This window comes from Streptomyces pristinaespiralis (assembly GCF_001278075.1).
Lineage (GTDB): Bacteria > Actinomycetota > Actinomycetes > Streptomycetales > Streptomycetaceae > Streptomyces > Streptomyces pristinaespiralis.
In genome coordinates this window covers 5,196,298-5,214,988 of record NZ_CP011340.1, presented here as the reverse complement: position 1 = coordinate 5,214,988, position 18,691 = coordinate 5,196,298, and the positions used below count along the sequence as shown (strand labels likewise).

At 73.0% G+C, this 18,691-nt stretch carries 17 protein-coding genes; 4 read left to right on the top strand and 13 right to left on the bottom strand.

The window, feature by feature from the left end; genetic code table 11:
- Positions 1-31: 31 nt before the first annotated feature.
- The 6 genes from SPRI_RS22245 to SPRI_RS22220 form a co-directional block, all read right to left on the bottom strand.
- On the bottom strand, positions 32-1,372 hold the full coding sequence (locus SPRI_RS22245) for a hypothetical protein (RefSeq protein WP_037774492.1): 1,341 nt from the start codon (positions 1,370-1,372) through the stop codon (positions 32-34).
- 14 nt (positions 1,373-1,386) lie between these two features.
- On the bottom strand, positions 1,387-2,490 hold the full coding sequence (locus SPRI_RS22240) for a hypothetical protein (RefSeq protein ID WP_005316770.1): 1,104 nt from the start codon (positions 2,488-2,490) through the stop codon (positions 1,387-1,389).
- A 2-nt stretch (positions 2,491-2,492) separates the two neighbouring features.
- Positions 2,493-3,236 (bottom strand): COG1470 family protein, encoded by a 744-nt coding sequence (locus tag SPRI_RS22235; RefSeq protein ID WP_005316768.1) that lies wholly within the window; start codon positions 3,234-3,236, stop codon positions 2,493-2,495.
- Positions 3,237-3,239: 3 nt separating this feature from the next.
- Positions 3,240-3,899 carry a hypothetical protein gene (locus tag SPRI_RS22230; protein ID WP_037774491.1) on the bottom strand — a complete coding sequence of 220 codons (660 nt, stop codon included), beginning with the start codon at positions 3,897-3,899 and terminating at the stop codon, positions 3,240-3,242.
- A 130-nt stretch (positions 3,900-4,029) separates the two neighbouring features.
- Positions 4,030-4,533 (bottom strand): ATP-binding protein, encoded by a 504-nt coding sequence (locus SPRI_RS22225; RefSeq protein ID WP_053557220.1) that lies wholly within the window; start codon positions 4,531-4,533, stop codon positions 4,030-4,032.
- Positions 4,534-4,698: 165 nt separating this feature from the next.
- Positions 4,699-5,067 (bottom strand): STAS domain-containing protein, encoded by a 369-nt coding sequence (locus SPRI_RS22220; protein WP_005316763.1) that lies wholly within the window; start codon positions 5,065-5,067, stop codon positions 4,699-4,701.
- Between the two features lie 294 nt (positions 5,068-5,361).
- On the opposite strand from SPRI_RS22220, the gene SPRI_RS22215 reads away from it, so the two are divergent.
- On the top strand, positions 5,362-6,255 hold the full coding sequence (locus SPRI_RS22215; protein ID WP_037776711.1) for an RNA polymerase sigma factor SigF: 894 nt from the start codon (positions 5,362-5,364) through the stop codon (positions 6,253-6,255).
- Positions 6,256-6,638: 383 nt separating this feature from the next.
- On the top strand, positions 6,639-7,070 hold the full coding sequence (locus tag SPRI_RS22210; RefSeq protein ID WP_053557219.1) for a hypothetical protein: 432 nt from the start codon (positions 6,639-6,641) through the stop codon (positions 7,068-7,070).
- Between the two features lie 31 nt (positions 7,071-7,101).
- Here SPRI_RS22210 and SPRI_RS22205 read toward each other — a convergent pair whose 3' ends face one another.
- The 3 genes from SPRI_RS22205 to SPRI_RS22195 form a co-directional block, all read right to left on the bottom strand.
- The gene (locus SPRI_RS22205) at positions 7,102-8,436 is read right to left on the bottom strand and encodes a glycosyltransferase family 2 protein (RefSeq protein WP_238996243.1); all 1,335 of its coding nucleotides are present in this window, start codon (positions 8,434-8,436) and stop codon (positions 7,102-7,104) included.
- Positions 8,437-8,499: 63 nt separating this feature from the next.
- On the bottom strand, positions 8,500-9,579 hold the full coding sequence (locus SPRI_RS22200; protein ID WP_053557218.1) for a GNAT family N-acetyltransferase: 1,080 nt from the start codon (positions 9,577-9,579) through the stop codon (positions 8,500-8,502).
- A 231-nt stretch (positions 9,580-9,810) separates the two neighbouring features.
- The gene (locus SPRI_RS22195; protein ID WP_005316752.1) at positions 9,811-10,500 is read right to left on the bottom strand and encodes an aspartate/glutamate racemase family protein; all 690 of its coding nucleotides are present in this window, start codon (positions 10,498-10,500) and stop codon (positions 9,811-9,813) included.
- Positions 10,501-10,622: 122 nt separating this feature from the next.
- On the opposite strand from SPRI_RS22195, the gene SPRI_RS22190 reads away from it, so the two are divergent.
- Positions 10,623-11,504: an NmrA family NAD(P)-binding protein gene (locus SPRI_RS22190; RefSeq protein ID WP_053557217.1), complete on the top strand. Its 882-nt coding sequence runs from the start codon at positions 10,623-10,625 to the stop codon at positions 11,502-11,504.
- Positions 11,505-11,696: 192 nt separating this feature from the next.
- Here the strand turns inward: SPRI_RS22190 and hutI are convergent, their stop codons facing one another.
- The 4 genes from hutI to hutU form a co-directional block, all read right to left on the bottom strand.
- Positions 11,697-12,944 (bottom strand): imidazolonepropionase, encoded by a 1,248-nt coding sequence (hutI, locus tag SPRI_RS22185; protein ID WP_053557216.1) that lies wholly within the window; start codon positions 12,942-12,944, stop codon positions 11,697-11,699.
- Positions 12,945-12,961: 17 nt separating this feature from the next.
- Positions 12,962-14,299, bottom strand: coding sequence for a formimidoylglutamate deiminase (locus SPRI_RS22180; RefSeq protein ID WP_005316746.1), 1,338 nt, complete (start codon positions 14,297-14,299; stop codon positions 12,962-12,964).
- Positions 14,290-15,480: an allantoate amidohydrolase gene (locus tag SPRI_RS22175; protein WP_037776707.1), complete on the bottom strand. Its 1,191-nt coding sequence runs from the start codon at positions 15,478-15,480 to the stop codon at positions 14,290-14,292. The genes SPRI_RS22180 and SPRI_RS22175 overlap by 10 nt, the downstream gene beginning before the upstream one ends.
- Before the next feature lie 77 nt (positions 15,481-15,557).
- Positions 15,558-17,216, bottom strand: coding sequence for a urocanate hydratase (hutU, locus tag SPRI_RS22170; protein ID WP_005316740.1), 1,659 nt, complete (start codon positions 17,214-17,216; stop codon positions 15,558-15,560).
- Between the two features lie 109 nt (positions 17,217-17,325).
- Here hutU and SPRI_RS22165 point away from each other — a divergent pair, with 109 nt between their 5' ends.
- Positions 17,326-18,642: a type III PLP-dependent enzyme domain-containing protein gene (locus SPRI_RS22165; RefSeq protein WP_053557215.1), complete on the top strand. Its 1,317-nt coding sequence runs from the start codon at positions 17,326-17,328 to the stop codon at positions 18,640-18,642.
- Positions 18,643-18,691 lie beyond the last annotated feature (49 nt).

Below are 18,691 nucleotides of genomic sequence, written 5' to 3'. Positions count from 1 at the left end.
GCGGCGATCTGAGCAAGATCTGAGCCGACGCTCAGCGCATGCCGCGCAGGCGCTGCCACGGGGTGAAGGTGAACACCGCGCCCCCGAGCAGGATCACCGTGCCGGCGACGAGGGCGAGGGCGCGCAGCGCGCCGGCGTCCTCCGCACCGGTCTGGGCGAGGCCGCCGGAGCTGCCGCCCGCCGAACCCGAACCGCCGCCGGCCGTGCCGCCGCCCGTGGCCGTGCCTCCCGAAGCCCCGCCCGGCTGGGCCGAGGTGTCCAGCTCCAGGGAGAACGGGACGCCGGCCGGCGGGGTGCAGGTCGTGGTCGTCCCGAGCGCCTTGACCGTCAGCACGCCGGGGCTGAGCGTCGCCTTGCCGGTGGCACCCGGCTTGTACGTGCCCGTGAGGTCCGGGATCTCGATGGGTTCGCCCGACTTGACGGGCTCCTTGTTGGTCGGCCCCTCGACATGGACGAAGCCCTTGTCGGCCCCGCCGAGTGCGACCTCCATGGAGGGCTTCACGGAGTCCGCCGGGATGTCGGCGGGACTGTCCATGACGGACTTGGAGAACTTCACGGTCAGGTCGTAACTGCCGCCATTCTTCCTGGCGTTGATCCGGACCGGGGAGACGGCGTCCTTGTCGCCGATCGGGGTCTTGCAGGCGTAGGCGACCTCGATCTCCTTGCCTTCGAAGTCGGTGGGGCCGGGGTCCGTACCGCCGGAGGTACCACCTCCGGAGGTGGTGCCCCCGGAAGTGGTTCCGCCGGAGTCGGAGCCGCCTGTGGTCGTGCCACCCGTGGTGGTCCCGCCCGAGCCCCCTGAGGTGGTGCCGCCCGAGCTCGTACCGCCGGAGGTGCCGCCCTGGCCGTCCGTCACCTTGATCGTCGCGCCGGGTGCGACCGCCTCCTTCGGCGAGCACTTGGTGTCCGTCGAGATCGGCTTCGACACGTTGATGCTGTACGCGCCCGGCGTGAGCGTGATCTCGCCGGCCTTCTCCAGCTTCAGCGTGGCCTTCATGTCGGGGAGCACCATCGGGCTGTTCTTGGGGATCGGCGGGTTCTGGCGCGGGCCCTCCGCCGTGAGTTCGCCGCTCGCGGCGCCACCCAGGGTGATCGTGCCGGTCGGTTTGACCGTGTCCTTCTCCAGGTCCAGGACGTCCGGGTTCTTCGACGCCGCCTGGACCGTCTTCCACACCACCTCGACCTCGTCACCGACCTTCGCCTCCGAGGGCGCGGTGATCTGCACCTTGGTGGTGCCCTGTACGGGCGGCAGACCGGAAATGGGCGGCGGAATGCACTCCGTCGCGTACGAGACCTCTGCGGCCTGTACCGGGCTCGCGGCCAGCAGCATCCCCGCTCCGCCGAGCATCAGCGCGACTCCGGCCGCGCTCATCCTCCGTTGCGTACTCACGAATGTCCCTTCGTCGTGGGCCGGTTCTCTGACGGTGCGGAAGGTGCGGACGTTGTGGACGGTGCGCCGGGCGGGGACGCCGAGGAGGACCCCGGGGGCGCGGAGTACGCGGCGTCGGGCAGGAGCCACGGCAGCGCCGCCGCCGTGTCACCCGCACTGCCGTCGGCGGAGGCGGTCCCGGCCCGGCGAGCGGAGCGGCGGGATCTGCGGGCATGGCGGGGGTCCGGCGGCCGGACCTTGTCGACGACCGCCATTCCGATACGGAACAGGGCGGCCGGCACGACCAGGGCCAGCAGCACCCAGAACACCGTCACGCCCCAGGGCCTGGGCACGCCCCAGGGCTGCTCGGCGAGGACCTTCGTGCCGTACTTGACCGAGATCGAGTAGTCCCCGTGGGCGCCGGCGGGAAGCTGCACGGGCAGCGTGATCCGAGCCTTCTCACCGGGCTTGACCGTGCCGCTCCACTGCTGTTCCTCCCACTGCGGGGCGAACAGGCCGTGCGCCGTACCGATCTCGAAGACCGGATCGTGGACGGGGTCCGTGCCGAGGTTGCCGACCGTGAACTCGAGAGTGCGGACGGGCGGGGCGCCGAAGAACACCAGGAGGCCCGAGTCACCCTCGAGCCGGGTCGCCGTGAGCACCGCGAGCCTGCCGCCGCCACTCTGCTCGGGAAGCGGGGCGGTCGGGTGACCGGCGACGACGAACTCGGCGTCGACGGCCTGTTGTCCGCCCATCACGGTCGCCACATGGACGACGCAGGGGCAGGGCACGGGCGGCTCCGCGACCGGCACCTTCTTGCTGAACGACCCCGTGGAGTCGGTCGTGACCGCGCGGCCGTCCGCGTTGGCGCAGGAGTTGGTGCCGCCGATCACGCCCGTGGCGGGGGTCGCCCGGCCGCAGACGAGCAGCATGAGGAGGGCCCGGGGCCGCCAGTTGCTGCCGCTGACGGTGATGTCCCGGCCCTTGCCCGCCTGTGGGGCGGACAGTTCCACGCGGGGCGGTGGCGGGTCCGCGACCGCCGCGGGGACAGCGCAGAGCAGAGCGGAGAGCACGAGGAACGCTGCGAGTGCGGCCCCGAGGGCACGGCGGGCGGAGGACATCGTCAGCCTCCTGCTCTCGTGGGCCGGCGGCGGAGGCGGAGCCGGAGTGACGCGGGCACCAACAGCGTCAGCAGCAGGACCGGCCAGGGAAGGAAGGTCTTCGTCACCGTCGCCTGCGAGTGCACGCCTCCCGCGGCGGTGACGTCCAGGCGCAGCTCGACACGGTCCAGCGCCGGCGGGTCCCACCTCTCGGTCAGCTCGACCCGTTGCGCCGGCGGCAGTTGACGGACCTCGTGGGCCCGGCGGGTCACCGGTGCGCCGAAGAGGCCGTCGGCGCGGAGCCAGACGCGCGGCGACAGAGGTGTGTTGCCGCGGTTGACGACGGTGTAGTGGACGAGACCGCCGGAGAAGGACACGTCCTCGACGGTGAGGGCGGGAACCTTGGGGCCGCTCACCCGCAGATGGACGCGGATCGGCTCCGTACGGCCGTCTGCCGACGCCGTGATCGTCGCCGTCCGTTCGCCCGGGGGCGTGTCCGCCGGGACGGTCACCGTGAAGGGGATCTCCGCCCGGGTGCGGGCCGGGATCGTCACCTCGCCGGCGGCGAGAGCGATCCACGGAGCCGGGGCGGGCGGGGCCTTCATCTCCACCGTGAGCGCCTCCGCGCCCGGGTTGGTCAGGGACAAGCGGTCCTCGAGCACCATGCCGGGGCTGCCCTCCAGGTACACGTACTCCCGCCCCGACTCCCAGCCGGCGCCGGGCGACGGTGCGGCCAGGGCGAGTACGAGCGCGAGGGCGGCCCGCACGGCTCAGCCCGCGGTCCGGCCGCCGCGCCGGGCCAGCCAGAGGACGCCCGCCGCCCCGGTCAGCAGTACGGTGCCGCCGAGCGTGCCGAGCGCGGCCGCGGAGTCCAGGGGACCGGTCCTCGGCAGTTCGGACGGCCCGTCGCCCGTGGCGCCGCCCGCGGCCGTGACATCGAGCTCGAGCGAGGGCCGGGGGTTGTTCTTCGGCGTGCAGGTCGTGGTCGTGCCGAGGGCCTTGATGGTCAGGACGCCTGCCGTGAAGGTGACCTTGCCGCTCTTCTCGGGGGTGTACGTACCCGACAGATCGTTGATTCTGATCGGGGTCTCGGCGGGCACGGCCGCGGCGTTGGGCGGGCCGGACACCCGCACCTCGCCCGTCTCCGCGCCGCCCAGTTCGATGACCGCGCTCGGGTTCATGGCGCCCTTGCCCAGTTCGACCGGGCTCGAGGAGACGCCCTTCCGGAAGGACATGGTGAGCTTGTACGAGCCGCCGTTCCTGACCGCCGTGATGTCGATCGGCGACACCGCGCCCTTCGGGCCGATCGGGGTTCGGCACTCGTAGTCGACGTCCACGACGACGGCGTGCGCGGCGGGGGCGGTCAGCAACACCGCCGGGGCCGCCACCGCCGCCGCCAGGGCGAGAGCTGTTCGTTTCCGGTACGACACGTCGGGGTCCCCTCGGCCGCAATTAACTGACGACACATCAGATCGGGCGCTCAAGGTACGCCCGGGGCCTTGGGGAGGGAAGACAAAGAGCACGCCGTTTCGGCGTGCTCTCAAGGGATCCGGCGCGGCGTCAGGCGGGTGCGGCGAGCTCCGCCCACACCGTCTTGCCCGGCGCGCCGGGAGTTCTGAGGACCCCCCAGTCCATGCAGAGCCGCTGGACGATGAACATGCCGTGCCCGCCGGGCCGTCCGGCCCGGTGCGGGGTGCGCGGCGCAGGCTGCCCCGCGCCCCGGTCCGTGACCTCCAGGCGCAGCACTTTGCCGTCGCAGCCGACGCGCAGCTCCTCCGGTCCCTCCGCGTGCAGACAGGCGTTGGTGACCAGCTCGGAGACGACCAGCAGCACGTCCTCGGCGGCCGCCCTGCGGTCGGCCGTCGCGGCGGGCAGCCAGCCCCAGTCGTAGAGCGCCTGTCGCGTGAAGTCCCGGGCGAGGGGAACGATGCCGCTGGCCGAGCGCAGGGGAAGGCTGCGCACGGCGCCGCCGGATGCCCCGGACGCGGGGACGGCCGGCGCCGCGCCGGCGCCACCCGGCTCGGGGCCGGCGTCGCCCGGCGGTTGTTGCCGGGTGGTGCTCATCAGCGCTTCACCTCACCGATTCACCGATTCACCAGTTCGCGATGGTCTCAAGTACGCAGAGTGCTGGGCGTTCAACGTTCTGCGGGGGTTCTCCTGCCCGACCGGCCCGTGACAACACCCACCGGGCGGATCCGGCCCGCGTGACGCGGACAACAGGGTGGTCCGTCAGTGGACCAGGGCGGCCTCGACGGAGTCGTGCACGGTGAAGACCGCCTCGGCCCCGGTGATCTCGAAGACCCTCGCCACCACCGGCAGCATCCCGGCCAGATGGACTCCTCCACCACCGGCCTCGGCCTTCAGTCGAGCACCGAGCAGCACGTTGAGTCCGGTGGAATCACAGAACTCGAGCTGCGAGCAGTCGATGACCACACGTACGCGACCGCGTTCGATCGCCTCTTCCAAAGGCGCGCGCAGCAGATCCGCCGTGTGGTGATCGAGCTCACCCACCGGCTTCACAATCTCGCTGCGGCCCTCGGTCCGAACCTCGACCTGAAGCCGGCCCCGATTGACGCTGCCGACCGTCTCGCGGTCCATGCCGTCCCTTTTCGCCGTGTCGTTTCAGTGTGTCGCCCACTGTGTCGTGCATCACACCAGCCCCGTCGACGGACAGCGCTGACGTCCGTCGAACCCTACGCCCTCCACGCGCACACCGGTAGCCGAACTAACCGACAATACGGACATCATGCAGATATGCCACTTGCGATCGTCGTGGCAGACCGGGTAGGGCTAGTACGGACACAACCAACACGGCCGGCTTTGGAGGCGCCGCTCACCGCAGCAGCAGGTATGGGCTTCGGCAGCCATATGCCGAGAACGATGGAGGAGACCATGTCACCCCGGCTCGACGCATCGCGAACCCCCACCGCGCCGTCGACACTGTCCACCCCCACCGACGAACAGGTCGCGGGCCCCGAAGCCCTCGAGGGTCTTCCGGAGATCCCGCCGTTCGAACAAGTGGGAGCGGTGGACGCGCGAGAACTGTCCAAGACGCTCTTCGCACGCCTCGCGTCCCTCGAGGAGGGCACGCACGAGTACGCGTACGTCCGCAACACCCTGGTGGAACTGAACCTCGCGCTGGTCAAGTTCGCCGCCTCACGGTTCCGCACCCGCAGCGAACCGATGGAGGACATCATCCAGGTCGGCACGATCGGCCTGATCAAGGCGATCGACCGCTTCGAACTCAGCCGCGGCGTCGAGTTCCCCACCTTCGCGATGCCGACCATCATCGGCGAGATCAAGCGCTTCTTCCGCGACACCAGTTGGTCGGTGCGGGTGCCGCGCCGGCTCCAGGAACTGCGTCTCGACCTCGCGAAGGCCGGTGACGAGCTCTCCCAGCAGCTCGACCGCGCCCCCACCGTCGACGAGCTCGCGCAGCGGCTCGACATCGGCCGGGACGAGGTCGTGGAAGGCATGGCCGCGAGCAACGCGTACACCGCGAGCTCGCTGGACGCCCAGCCCGAGGAGGACGACAGCGAGGGCGCCCTCGCCAACCGCATCGGCTACGAGGACCACGGACTCGAGGGCATCGAGTACATCGAGTCGCTCAGGCCGATGATCGCGAGCCTTCCCCCGCGGGACCGCAAGATCCTCTCCCTCCGCTTCGTCGCCAACATGACGCAGTCGGAGATCGGTGAAGAACTCGGCATCTCGCAGATGCACGTGTCCAGGCTGCTGTCGCGGACGCTCCGCAGGCTCCGCAAGGGCCTGACGCTGGAGGAGTGACAGGACCCTCGCACCTGCCCTCGGAAGGGCCCATTCCGTCAAGGAATGGGCCCTTCCCCGTTATTGACGGGACAGTCCCGATCGGTCCACATTGACCGAGGGGCAAGTGGGGGGAAACACATGGCTCTTGGGGAGGGCTGCCCACAGGCGTACGCACCGCTCGAAGAACTGGTGCGCCGCCGTCCGGGCAGAAAGTACCTGTACGGGCCGCCATGCCGTCCCGGTCCTTGTGCGGCGTCGTTGCCGCACACCGCAACAAACCGCCGGCGTACGCCTCGTACGGAGAGACCGGCGACTACCGGTTCCCCGAGGACGCGTGGCCCCGCCGGGCCGGGCGTACTTCCTGCTCACCAGGGGCCGAGGCCCACGCCAGGGGGCACACCATGAGACCCGCGTCGCTGGCACTCAGGCTGCTGCCGCCACTGGTGGGCTGGTGCGCGGTGGCCGCCACCGCGCTGCCCGCCGCCTCGCCGCTGCGCACGCTGCCCGTCGTCGCGTTCCTCCTCGCTGGCCCCGGCGCCGCCGTCGTACGCGTCTGCGCGCCCGCCCTGCGCCGTTACGGCGCCGGCAGCCGGGAAGACGGCTTCACGCGCGACTCGGACCGGCTGGAGCAGCTTGTGCTGGCGCTCTTCCTGAGCGTGAGCGCGGCGGTCCTCTGCGCGACGGCGCTGCTCGCGGCCGGCTCCTTCAGCGGACTGCGGCTGCTGGTCCTGCTCGCCGCGGCGACCACGGTCGCCGCGTGCTGCCCGCGACTCGTCGGCCGGGCGCCGGCGGTCCGCTCGGTGTCCCCGCCGCGGAAGGGGCCCGTCGCGTGACCCGCATCACCGGAGTGGGGGCACCGGTGGGTCAGGGAACCCGTACTTCGGGCAGTTCGGAGCCCCGCAGCCGTAGCCGTGCCCGCAGGTACCCGAGCGGGCCTGCGACCATCCCGCGGCGTTCCAGCCGGGACAGATGGCGCGGCCACGGGTACTCCCCCGCCCCGTGCGCCCCGCCCGTACCGGCCTCCCGGGACGCGGTGACGGCACGGGCGTGGGCGAGGCCGGCCGGCAGTCTGCGCAGCATCGCGGGCAGCAGCCCCGGGCGGCGGACCATCAGGGCGGTCAGGGCGGCGGTCAGTCCGGCGCCGTGTCCGTACGCCTGCCCGGTCAGGTCCCGCCACGTCTCGCGGTGGTGCCACACCAGCGCCTGCGGCGTGCAGCGCAGCCGGTACCCCGCGGCGAGGACGGAGACGAACGCGTACACGTCGTCGCCGCCGCGTGCGGGCGTGCCCGCGCCGGTGGCCGGGTCGAAACCGCCCAGGCCGCGCAGCACGCCGGCCCGGAAGGCCATGTTGGCCCCGGTTCCGAAGCTGCCCGCGGCGAACGGGAACAGCGGCCGGCCGGCGGGCGGGCGCAGCGGGTCGTACGTACGGGGCGTGAACTCCTTGACGAAGCCGTCGCGGCTCTCCGGCAGGATCTGCGCCGGGGTGCCCAGCCGGGCGGGCAGGGTCAGGCCCGTCGTGCAGCCGAGCCGCGGGTCGTCCGCGAACGGCGCGGTGAGCGCGGTGAGCCACCGCGGGTCCGCGACCACGTCGTCGTCGGTGAACGCGAGCACCGCGCCGTCGGCGACGGTGACGCCCCGGTTGTGGGCCACGGCGAGGCCCGGCACCGGTTCACCGACGTACCGGACGCGTACGGTCCGCAGGCCGCCGTACTTGTTCTCCACGAGATCGCGGGTGGCGGTCGTGACGGGGGCGCTGTCGACGACGACTATCTCGTAATCCGGGTGGTCCTGGGCGATCAGCGAATCCAGGGTGCGGGGCAGCCCGTCGGCCCCCTCACGGGTGGCGACGACGACACTGGTACGCGGCAGGTCGCCGTGCGGCGGCGCGGCCGGCGCCCCCCGGCCGGCGAGCCGCGCGCGGGCGGCCACGGCGACGGCGTCGGCGGCCCTGCGCCCGGGCGGTACGCGGCACACCACGGTGGCGACGGGCAGCCCGCGCAGCCGGACCAGTGCGAAGACGACGTCCGCCGCGGGGGCCCGCTCCGCCGTGGGCGGGGCGCCGGGCCGGCCGGATGCCCGCCCGTACGGGGCCGGACCGAAGGCGAGGACCTCCCCGTCGGGGCCGTCGAGGTCCAGTTCCACCACCCGCATCGGCGCCGGCGGCCGGGGCGCGGCGGGCCGCGGTGATCTGCTCAGCATGCGTGTCCCTCTGGTGTGCGTACGGTGCGCGGCCGGCCGTGCCCCTTCGGGCCGCGTCCGGCGTCAGCGGGTGCCACGCAGCCGGCCCACCCGGTTCAGCACCCGTCGGGCCTGCGCGGCGAGCCACGGGTGGCCGCGGACGAACCCATGGGCGCGGCGCACCGGTTCGCGGCCGAGCCAGTACAGCGCCGCCCCCGGCCCCAGCCGCAGGGACGCGCCCTCGTGGACACGCAGCTCGCCGGTCTTGAGGGCGTCCTTGTACTCGGCGGCCCCACGGCCGAGGTCCAGCAGCGCGATCCCCTCGCCGGCCGCCGCCTCCGCCATCCTCAGATGCAGGATCAGGCCGGGTGAGAACGAGGCGAACCCGGGGTCGTACGCCGGGAACCAGCAGGACAGCACGGTCCGCGAGCGCAGCCCGAAGTGCGCGGCGACCGGCCGGTCCCCTGCGTACAGCACGGAGAGCGTCCCTCGGCAGCCGGCCGCCCTCGACTCGTGCAGCTGCCGCACCAGGGTGCTGGTCCACCGCTGTGAGAAGCGGTCCCGGCGGCCGGTCCCGCGGTACTGGGCGGACTTCCAGGACATCAGCGTCCGCAGCGCCGCCGGGTCCCGCTCGTCCAGGACGAACCGCACGCCGCCCGCCCGGCGCCCGAGTTCTCGCTCCTTCGCGAGCGTGGTGCGCAGGAACCTGGGCGACCGCTCCCGGAGCTGCTCCTCGTATGCGGCGTAGCCGGTGGCGACCTCGATGACGGGCGAGCCGAAGGCGTCGGCCGCGTCCGGTTCGAACAGTTTCTGGCCCGCCTCGAGGTTGTCGAACTCCCAGGCCGACAGCGAGCACGCCCGCAGCAGCTCGCGCGGATCGATGCCGAGGCCGGGCCGCAGGACCGCGCCCTGGCAGTCGGACACCCCGAGACCGATGGCCCGGCCGCGCCCCAACGGCCCCCGCTCGTGCGGGAAGAACCCGGCCGGCTCCCCGCCCTCCCACAGCACGGCCACTCGCGCCGGGGCCCGGACCCGGCCGACCGCGAGCGTGAACTCGGGCTCCATGAACGGGTTCGCGGGCGCTTCCGTATGCGCGCGCATCTCCCGCCACGCCTCCGTCTGGCTCGCGCCCAGCTCCCCCGGCGTCACGACACTGATCCGCACATCGCTCAACTCGGCCCCCGGCCCTGCTCTCGAGCTTTCAACGGCTCGCCCCAAGAAGAGCGACGCTACCGGCCGAAATACCGACACGGTAGGGAGCGCCAGGTTTCTTCTGACGCGTGCCGGTTCGCCCGCGCGCCCCTGCGGTGCGTCGTGCGAACAGGCCGGTCCGCCGGGTGGATCCGGCCGGTGCGTGGTGCGGAACAGGCCGGTCCGCGCGCTGCCCGTCCGGGCTCAGGCCAGCGCGGCCTCGACGGCCGCCTGCGCGTGCAGCCTGGTCGTCGGGAAGACCGGCACAGGGCTGTCGTCCGGGCCGATCAGCAGCTCGATCTCGGTGCAGCCGAGGACGACGCCCTCCGCTCCGGCGGCGACAAGCTCGCCGATGACGTCCTGGTAGCGGGCGCGGGACTCGTCCCGTACGACGCCGAGGCACAACTCGTCGTAGATCACCCGGTGCACCAGCGCGCGCCCCTCTGCGTCCGGGGTGAGGACCTCGAGCCCGTGACCGGCGAGGCGTGCGCGGTAGAAGTCCTGCTCCATCGTGAAGGCGGTGCCGAGCAGGCCGACGCGGGTGAGGCCACGGGCCTTGACCGCCTCGGCGGTGGCGTCCGCCAGGTGCAGCAGCGGCACCCGGACCGCCGCCTCGACCTGGCCGGCGACCTTGTGCATGGTGTTGGTGCAGATCAGCAGCAGGTCGGCACCGGCGGCCTCGAGACCTCTGGCGGCCGACGCGAGGATCTCCCCGGCCCGCTCCCACTCACCGGCCGTCTGGAGCTGCTCGATCTCGGCGAAGTCGACGGAGTGGAGCACGCATCGCGCCGAATGGAGCCCACCGAGCCGGTCCCGTACGAGCTCGTTGAGAAGCCGGTAGTACTCCGCACTGGATTCCCAGCTCATGCCGCCGATCAGCCCGATGGTTCGCATCCGCCCACTGTCGCATGTCGTGCGCCACCGGGCCGCCGGCGCCCGGGAGACTGGTGGGCACACCGGCCGGACCGCGCGTCCCGGCAGGAGAGGACCGCGCAGCAGCAGGAGAGGACAGCGTCATGCTCCCAGTCATCGCAGTCACCGGAGCGAGCGGCCGCGTCGGGGGCCGGGTGGCGCGCCGGCTCTCCGGTGCGGACGCCGCGACGCGGCTGATCGGCCGCGATCCCACCCGGCTGCCCGAACTGCCGGGCGCGACCGTGGCCCGCCCCGCCTCCTACGGCGACGGTGAGGCGATGCGGCGGGCCCTCGACGGGGCGCAGACCCTGTTCATGGTCTCCGCGCACGAGGCGGCGGGCCGGGTGAAGGAGCACTGCACGGCGGTGGACGCCGCGGTCGCCGCCGGTATCGAGCGGATCGTGTACGTGTCGTTCGTCGGCGCGGCGCCGGACGCGACGTTCACCTTCGCCCGCGACCACTGGCACACCGAGCAGTACATCCGCTCCTGCGGCGTGCGCCACACCTTCCTGCGGGACAACTTCTATCTGGCCGCGTTCCCTTCGATGACCGGCAAGGACGGGGTGCTGCGCGGTCCGGGCGGCCAGGGCCGGGTGGCCGCCGTCGCCCACGACGACATCGCCGACGCGGCGGCGGCCGTACTGCTGGACGGGACCCGCACGCACGACAGGGTCGTGTACGACCTCACCGGTCCCGGCGCCTTCACCCTCGCCGAGGCCGCGGAGACGCTGAGCGAGGTCACCGGCCGGGCCGTCCGCTACCACCTGGAGTCCCGCGAAGAGGCGTACGCCTCGAGGGCCGGGTACGGCGCGGAGGACTGGGAGGTGACGGGCTGGGTCAGCTCGTACGAGGCGATCGCGAAGGGCGAGATGGCCACCGTCTCCGACGCGGTGCCACGTCTGACGGGCCACCCGGCACAGGGACTGCACGACTACCTGGTGGCGCACCCGGGCAGCTGGCGGCACCTGCTTCCCGGGACGCCCTGAGCCGCCCGGGACGGGACGGGCCGGGACGGGACGGGACGGCCGAGCCGCCCGGCCCCGGTGGCACCGGCCGTCGTGCGGCGGCAGCCGTCGTGCCGCGCCGGCCGTCATGCCGCGCCGGCCGTCGTGCGGCGGCAGCCGCAGCTGCCGGGCGGCGGCCTCGGCCGTGCGCGGCCGGTCCTGCTGTGCGTGGGCCTACGCCGCGCGACGGCCGGCCCGCCACACCTCGCTCACCAGCGGAACGCCCGGACGGTACGCCAGATGCACATGGCTGGGCGCGTCCAGCAGCAGGAGATCGGCGCGGGCGCCGACGCCGAGGCGGCCGACGTCCGTGCGGCGCAGGGCCGCCGCGCCGCCCGCCGTGGCCGACCAGAGAGCCTCGTCGGGAGTCATCCCCATGTCGCGTACGGCGAGCGCGACGCAGAACGCCATGGACGACGTGAACGACGAGCCCGGGTTGCAGTCCGTCGACAGCGCGACCGTCACACCCGCGTCGACGAGCCGGCGGGCGTCGGGCCATTCGGCACGGGTCGAGAACTCGGCGCCGGGCAGCAGCGTCGCGACCGTGGCGCTGTTGGCGAGCGCGTCCATGTCAGCGTCGGTGAGGTGGGTGCAGTGGTCGGCGGACGCGGCCTCGAGCTCCACGGCGAGCTGCACGCCGGGACCGTAGGTGAGCTGGTTGGCGTGTACGCGTGGGGTGAGGCCCCGAGCCTTGCCCGCGGTGAGGATCGCCCGCGCCTGGTCACCGTCGAACGCGCCCTTCTCGCAGAAGACGTCCACCCAACGGGCGTACGGCGCGCAGGCGTCGAGCATCTCGCCGGTCACCAGGGCGACGTAGGCCGCCGGGTCGTCGGCGTAGTCCGGGGACACGATGTGCGCCCCGAGGTAGGTGACCTCGTCGGTGTGCGCTGCGGCGATCCGCAGGGCCCGCGCCTCGTCCTCGACGGTGAGCCCGTAACCGGACTTGGTCTCCATGACGGTGGTCCCCTGCCTGAGGGCCTCCGCGAGATAGCGGGCGACGTTGGCGTCCAGCTGGGCGTCGCTCGCGGCGCGGGTCGCGGCGACGGTCGTCCGGATGCCGCCCGCGGCGTACGCCTGCCCGGACATCCGGGCGTTGAACTCGGCTGTGCGGTCACCGGCGAAGACGAGGTGCGAGTGCGAGTCGACGAACCCGGGGACGACCGCCCGGCCGCCGGCGTCGAGCCGGTTGTCAGTGGCGGGTGCTTTGCTCTTCTCACCGATCCAGGCGATGCGGTCGCCGTCGATGACGACGGCCGCGTCCCGGATCAGTCCGAGGGGGGATCCGTCACCGAGGGAGGGGTCGTTGGTGACCAGGCTGGCGATGTTGGTGATGACGGTGGCCGTCGCCGCGACGGCGCTGTTCGTCGTCGCGGGGGCGGGCGTCGCCGGGGCGTTGTTCGTCGTCTCGTGGCCGCTGTTCATGATGCGGGGTGTCTCCTTCAGCCGTGCAGTGCGGCGATCGCGTCCGTCAGAGCTCGTGCCGCGTCGGGGACGGCGGCATGGACCCCGTCCCGTACGACATGGCGGCCACCCACGACCGTATGGCGCACATCCGCGGCCGACCCGGCGAATACCGCTGTCTCAGCTGCCAGACGCGGTGGCGGCCCCGCTGTCCTGACGGTGTCCAGCGCGAGGGTCGTGAAGTCCGCGAGCGCGCCCGGCTCGAGGCGGCCCGCTTCGTGCCAGCCCAGTGCGGCGTGACCGTCGGCGGTGGCGGCCCGCAGCAGCGCCGCCGCCGTCCAGTGGCCCCGGGTGCGCGAGCGCAGGCGCTCGTTGAGCTCCATGGCGCGTGCCTCTTCGAGCAGGTCGATCACGGCGTGGCTGTCGCTGCCCAGGGACAGGGGCGAGCCGGCCGCCTGGAGGGCGGGGGCGGGGCCGATGCCGTCGGCGAGGTCGCGTTCCGTCGTCGGGCACATGCAGGTGCCCGTCGTCGTGCCGCCGAGCAACGCGATGTCGTCGTCCGTGAGGTGGGTGTTGTGGACGCCGGTGGTGCGTGCGCCGAGCACACCGTGGTCGGCCAGCAGCTGCGCCGGGGTGCGCCCGTGCGCGGCGCGGCAGGCGTCGTTCTCCGCCGTCTGCTCGGAGAGGTGGACGTGCAGGGGCGCGTTGCGTGCGGCGGCCCAGGACGCCACCGTCGGCAGCTGCTCGGCGGGCACGGCCCGCACGGAGTGGATCGCGGCACCGATGCGTACGTGTCCGCCGTCCTTCAGCGCGTCGGTCCGCTCGGCCCACGCGTCCGCCGAGCCGTCGGAGAAGCGCAGCTGGTGGCTGGTGGGCGGCTCCCCGAAACCGGCGGACAGGTAGGCGGTGTCGAGCAGGGTGATCCGGATGCCGGCCTCGCCGGCCGCCGCGATCAGCGCCTCACCCATCGCGTTCGGATCGGCGTAGGGGACACCGCCCGGCGCGTGGTGCAGATAGTGGAACTCACCGACCGCGGTGATGCCGGCCAGCGCCATCTCGGCGTAGACCGCGCGGGCCAGTGCGAAGTACGAGTCGGGGGTGAGCCGCGCGGACACGTCGTACATCACCTCCCGCCAGGTCCAGAAGGTCCCGGAGCCGACCTGCACCGTGCCGCGCAGCGCGCGGTGGAAGGCGTGCGAGTGGGCGTTCGCGAGGCCGGGAACCGTGAAGCCGCGCAGCACCTCCGCGCCCGGCGGCGGGCTCCCGAGCCCCTGGCGTACGGCGGTGATGCGGCCGTCCGTCACGTCGAGGGCCACGCCCGGCTCGGCGTGGGTGCCGAGCCAGGCGTGTTCCAGCCAGTACGTGGTCACCTGCACGCCAGGCCCTCCAGTACGTCGGCGAGTGCGAGAACCCCGGCCACGCAGTCGTCCTCGGCCGCCGATTCGGCCGGGGAGTGCGAGACACCGGTGGGGTTGCGTACGAACAGCATGGCGGTCGGGACGGACGTGGAGAGGATTCCCGCGTCGTGTCCCGCGCCTGTTCCGAGCACGGGGACGGCTCCCCCGAGGATCTTGTTCAGTTCGTCGCGCAGGGCGTGCTCGAACTCGATCACCGGCGTGAACGACTCCTGGACGACCGAGAGGTCCACGCCGTCCCGCTCGGCGCGCTCCCGCGCCGCCCGCTCGACGGCGGCGACGACCGTGTCGAGGGTGGCCTGGTCGGGCGCCCGGGAGTCCAGCCAGCCGCGCACCAGGGACGGGATGGCGTTGACGCCGTTGGGCTCGACGGAGATCTTGCCGAACGTCGCCACCGCGCCCGCGAGTTCCGCCTCGCGGCGTGCGGCGAGGACGGTCTGCGCGTACGTCAGCATCGGGTCGCGCCGGTCGGCGAGCCGGGTGGTGCCGGCGTGGTTGGCCTCACCGGCGAAGTCGAACCGCCAGCGGCCGTGCGGCCAGATGGCGGACGCGATACCGACGGCGTCCCCGGACAGGTCCAGGGCCCGGCCCTGCTCGACGTGCAGTTCCACGAACGCGCCGATCCGGGCGAGGCGTTCAGGGTCGGGGCCGATGGCGGCGGGGTCGTACCCGGCCGCCTCCATGGCCTGCGGAAGGCTGATGCCGTCCGCGTCACGGAGTTCGTACGCCTTCTCCCGCGTCAGCTGCCCGGCGCTCAGCCGGGACCCGACACAGGCGAGCCCGAACCGGGCGCCCTCCTCGTCACCGAAGTTGGTGACGGCGAGAGGCCGCGAGAACTTTGCTCCCCTGCGGCGGAGTTCGTCGAGCGCGGCGAAGGAGGACACGACGCCGAGGGGGCCGTCGAAGGCTCCGCCGTCCGGTACGGAGTCGAGGTGGGAGCCGGTGACGACGGCGTCGCCCCGGGCGGGGTCGCCGAGCCAGGCCCACTGGTTGCCGTTGCGGTCGGTCTCGTAGGCGAGGCCGCGTGCCTCGGCCTGCGCCCTGAACCACGACCGGCAGTCGGCGTCGGCGCCGGTCCAGGCGTACCTGCGGTAGCCGCCGGTGGACGCGTCGCGGCCGACGGGGCGCAGGTCGCGCCACATCTCGTGGAACGACGCCGCCGTGGAGCCGGTCCCGGTCCCGGAGGCGGGACCGGCCGGGCCGGGGCGGTCCTCGCTCGTCACGAGTCCTCCCGCATCGGCACGCGGACGCCCTTGGCGTCGGCGACCGACTCGGCGCTCTCGTAGCCCGCGTCCACGTGGCGGATCACGCCCATGCCCGGGTCGTTGGTGAGCACGCGGCGGATCTTCTCGCCCGCCAGCTTCGTGCCGTCCGCCACCGACACCTGGCCGGCGTGGATGGAACGGCCCATGCCGACCCCGCCGCCGTGGTGGAGGGAGACCCACGACGCGCCCGACGCGACGTTCACCATCGCGTTCAGCAGCGGCCAGTCCGCGATCGCGTCGGAACCGTCGAGCATCGCCTCGGTCTCGCGGTACGGGGAGGCGACGGAACCGCAGTCGAGGTGGTCCCGGCCGATCGCCAGCGGGGCGGCCAGCTCGCCGCTCGCGACCATGTCGTTGAAGCGCTCGCCCGCACGGTCGCGCTCGCCGTAGCCGAGCCAGCAGATGCGCGCGGGCAGGCCCTGGAAGTGGACCCGCTCCCCCGCCATCCTGATCCAGCGGTGCAGCGACTCGTTCTCCGGGAAGAGGTCGAGGATCGCCTTGTCGGTCTTGGCGATGTCGGACGCCTCGCCCGAGAGCGCCGCCCAGCGGAACGGTCCCTTGCCCTCGCAGAACAGCGGCCGGATGTACGCGGGCACGAAGCCGGGGAAGGCGAACGCCCGGTCGTAGCCGGCGAGCCGGGCCTCGCCCCTGATCGAGTTGCCGTAGTCGAAGACCTCGGCGCCCGCGTCCATGAAGCCGACCATGGCCTCGACGTGCGTGGCCATCGACTCGCGGGCACGGGTCGTGAAGCCGGCCGGGTCCTTCGCCGCGTACGAGGCCATGTCGTCGAAGTCGACGCCGACGGGCAGGTAGGACAGCGGGTCGTGGGCGGAGGTCTGGTCGGTGACGATGTCGATCGGCGCGCCCTCCGCGAGCATCCGCGGCAGCAGGTCGGCGGCGTTGCCGAGGAGGCCGATGGAGAGCGGGCGACGGGCATCCCGGGCCTCGACGGCGAGCTGGAGGGCGTGCTCCAGGGAGTCGGCCCGCACGTCCAGGTAGCGGTGCTCGATGCGCCGCTCGATCGCGCGCGGGTCGCAGTCGATGCAGATCGCGACGCCGTCGTTCATGGTGACGGCGAGCGGCTGGGCACCGCCCATGCCGCCGAGGCCGGCGGTGAGGGTGATCGTGCCGGCGAGCGTGCCGCCGAACTTCTTGGCAGCGACGGCGGCGAACGTCTCGTAGGTGCCCTGGAGGATGCCCTGGGTGCCGATGTAGATCCAGGAGCCGGCGGTCATCTGGCCGTACATGGTCAGGCCCAGCTGCTCCAGGCGCCGGAATTCCTCCCAGTTCGCCCAGTCGCCGACCAGGTTGGAGTTGGCGATGAGGACCCGCGGCGCCCACTCGTGGGTCTGCATGACGCCGACCGGGCGGCCGGACTGGACAAGCATCGTCTCGTCCTGCTTCAGGGTCCGCAGCGTGCGGACCATCGCGTCGAAGGAACGCCAGTCACGCGCGGCCTTCCCCGTGCCGCCGTAGACGACGAGCTTGTCGGGGTGCTCGGCGACCTCGGGGTCGAGGTTGTTCTGCAGCATCCGCAGCGCGGCTTCCTGCTGCCATCCCAGGGCGCTCAGTTCGCTGCCGCGCGGTGCCCGTACGGGGCGGGGTCCTGACATGGCGTTGCCTCCTCGCGAAGATGTGTGGATTTTCTATTCACATACTTACTTCCTGAATAGATGTAGTCAACAGCTGCGGCGCGAACCGCCGGGTGATTGGCTGGCGCACATGACTGTCGACCGCCGGGACCGGGCCGTACGAGCGGCCGTGGAGCAGGGACTTCTCACCGAGGACCAGCCGGTGACCGCCCTGATCGACGTGGCGGGTATCCGCTCGTCGGTGGCGGCGCTGCGGGCCGCTTTCGCCGCCGTCACCGACGCGCCGGTGCTGCACGCCTTCGCCGTCAAGGCCGCCCCGCTGGTGCCGGTCCTCGCGCTGCTGCACGCCGAGGGCATCGGCGCGGAGGTCGCGAGCCCGGGCGAGCTGGCGCTGGCGCGGGCCGCCGGACTGCCGGCCGGCTCGATCGTGCTCGACTCCCCGGCCAAGACCGTCGCGGAGCTGAGGGAGGCCCTCGACCTGGGCATCGCCGTCAACGCCGACAACTGGCAGGAACTCGCCCGCATCGACGACCTCGTCGCCGCCGGGCCCACCGCCTCGCCGCTGGGCCTGCGGGTGAACGCGCAGGTCGGCGGCGGTTCCATCGGCGCCCTGTCGACGGCGACACCGACGTCGAAGTTCGGTGTGACCCTGCGCGACGAGGGCGCACGGGACCGGGTCGTCCGCGCCTGCCTCGAGCGGCCCTGGCTGACCCGGCTGCACACCCACTCCGGCTCCCAGGGGATGGCCCTGACCCGGATGACGGAGGGCGTCCTCGCCGTGTACGAGCTCGCCGAGGAGATCAACGCGGCGGCCGGCCGGCGGCAGATCGACACCATCGACATCGGCGGCGGCCTCCCGGTCAACTTCGCGTCCGAGGAACACACCCCCGCCTTCGCCGAGTACACGGCGCTGCTGCAGGAGCGCGTGCCCGGGCTGCTCGACGGCCGCTACGGCCTGGTCACCGAGTTCGGCCGCTCCCTGCTCGCCAAGCACGGCACCGTCCTCGCCCGGGTCGAGTACGCCAAGTCCGCCGGTTCGCGGCCGATCGCCGTCACCCACGCGGGCGTCCAGGTCGCCACCCGCACCGTCTACGACCCGCTGTCCTGGCCGCTGCGGATCGCCGCGTACGACGCGAAGGGGCTGCCCAAGGCGGGGCCCGCCGTCGAGCAGGACATCGCGGGGCCGGCGTGCTTCGCCGGTGACCTGCTCGCCGAGAAGCGGGCCCTGCCGCTGCTGGAACCGGGCGACGTCGTCGCCGCACTGGACACGGGCGCCTACTACTTCTCCAGCCACTACGGCTACAACAGCCTGCCCAGGACCGCCGTGCACGGCTTCACCACCGGAGCGGACGGCGAGGTGCAATTCGCCACCGTGCGGCAGGCCCAGAGCATCGGGTCCATCGTCGCGGAGGCCGGCGGGGCGGAGCGTGACGCGCTGCTCGGCTGAGGGCCGCCGTGCAGCGGGGGCGGCTGTCGGACCCCGGTGGTTCCATGGA

Bases quoted from the DNA above. Each gene is read 5' to 3' on its own strand.
- SPRI_RS22165 (WP_053557215.1), top strand. From the start codon at position 17,326: ATGACTGTCGACCGCCGGGACCGGGCCGTACGAGCGGCCGTGGAGCAG.
- SPRI_RS22240 (WP_005316770.1), bottom strand. From the start codon at position 2,490: ATGTCCTCCGCCCGCCGTGCCCTCGGGGCCGCACTCGCAGCGTTCCTC.
- SPRI_RS22175 (WP_037776707.1), bottom strand. From the start codon at position 15,480: ATGTGGCGCGACCTGCGCCCCGTCGGCCGCGACGCGTCCACCGGCGGC.
- SPRI_RS22210 (WP_053557219.1), top strand. From the start codon at position 6,639: ATGAGACCCGCGTCGCTGGCACTCAGGCTGCTGCCGCCACTGGTGGGC.
- SPRI_RS22215 (WP_037776711.1), top strand. From the start codon at position 5,362: ATGTCACCCCGGCTCGACGCATCGCGAACCCCCACCGCGCCGTCGACA.
- SPRI_RS22195 (WP_005316752.1), bottom strand. From the start codon at position 10,500: ATGCGAACCATCGGGCTGATCGGCGGCATGAGCTGGGAATCCAGTGCG.
- hutI (WP_053557216.1), bottom strand. From the start codon at position 12,944: ATGAACAGCGGCCACGAGACGACGAACAACGCCCCGGCGACGCCCGCC.
- SPRI_RS22205 (WP_238996243.1), bottom strand. From the start codon at position 8,436: ATGCTGAGCAGATCACCGCGGCCCGCCGCGCCCCGGCCGCCGGCGCCG.
- SPRI_RS22245 (WP_037774492.1), bottom strand. From the start codon at position 1,372: ATGAGCGCGGCCGGAGTCGCGCTGATGCTCGGCGGAGCGGGGATGCTG.
- hutU (WP_005316740.1), bottom strand. From the start codon at position 17,216: ATGTCAGGACCCCGCCCCGTACGGGCACCGCGCGGCAGCGAACTGAGC.
- SPRI_RS22225 (WP_053557220.1), bottom strand. From the start codon at position 4,533: ATGAGCACCACCCGGCAACAACCGCCGGGCGACGCCGGCCCCGAGCCG.
- SPRI_RS22220 (WP_005316763.1), bottom strand. From the start codon at position 5,067: ATGGACCGCGAGACGGTCGGCAGCGTCAATCGGGGCCGGCTTCAGGTC.
- SPRI_RS22190 (WP_053557217.1), top strand. From the start codon at position 10,623: ATGCTCCCAGTCATCGCAGTCACCGGAGCGAGCGGCCGCGTCGGGGGC.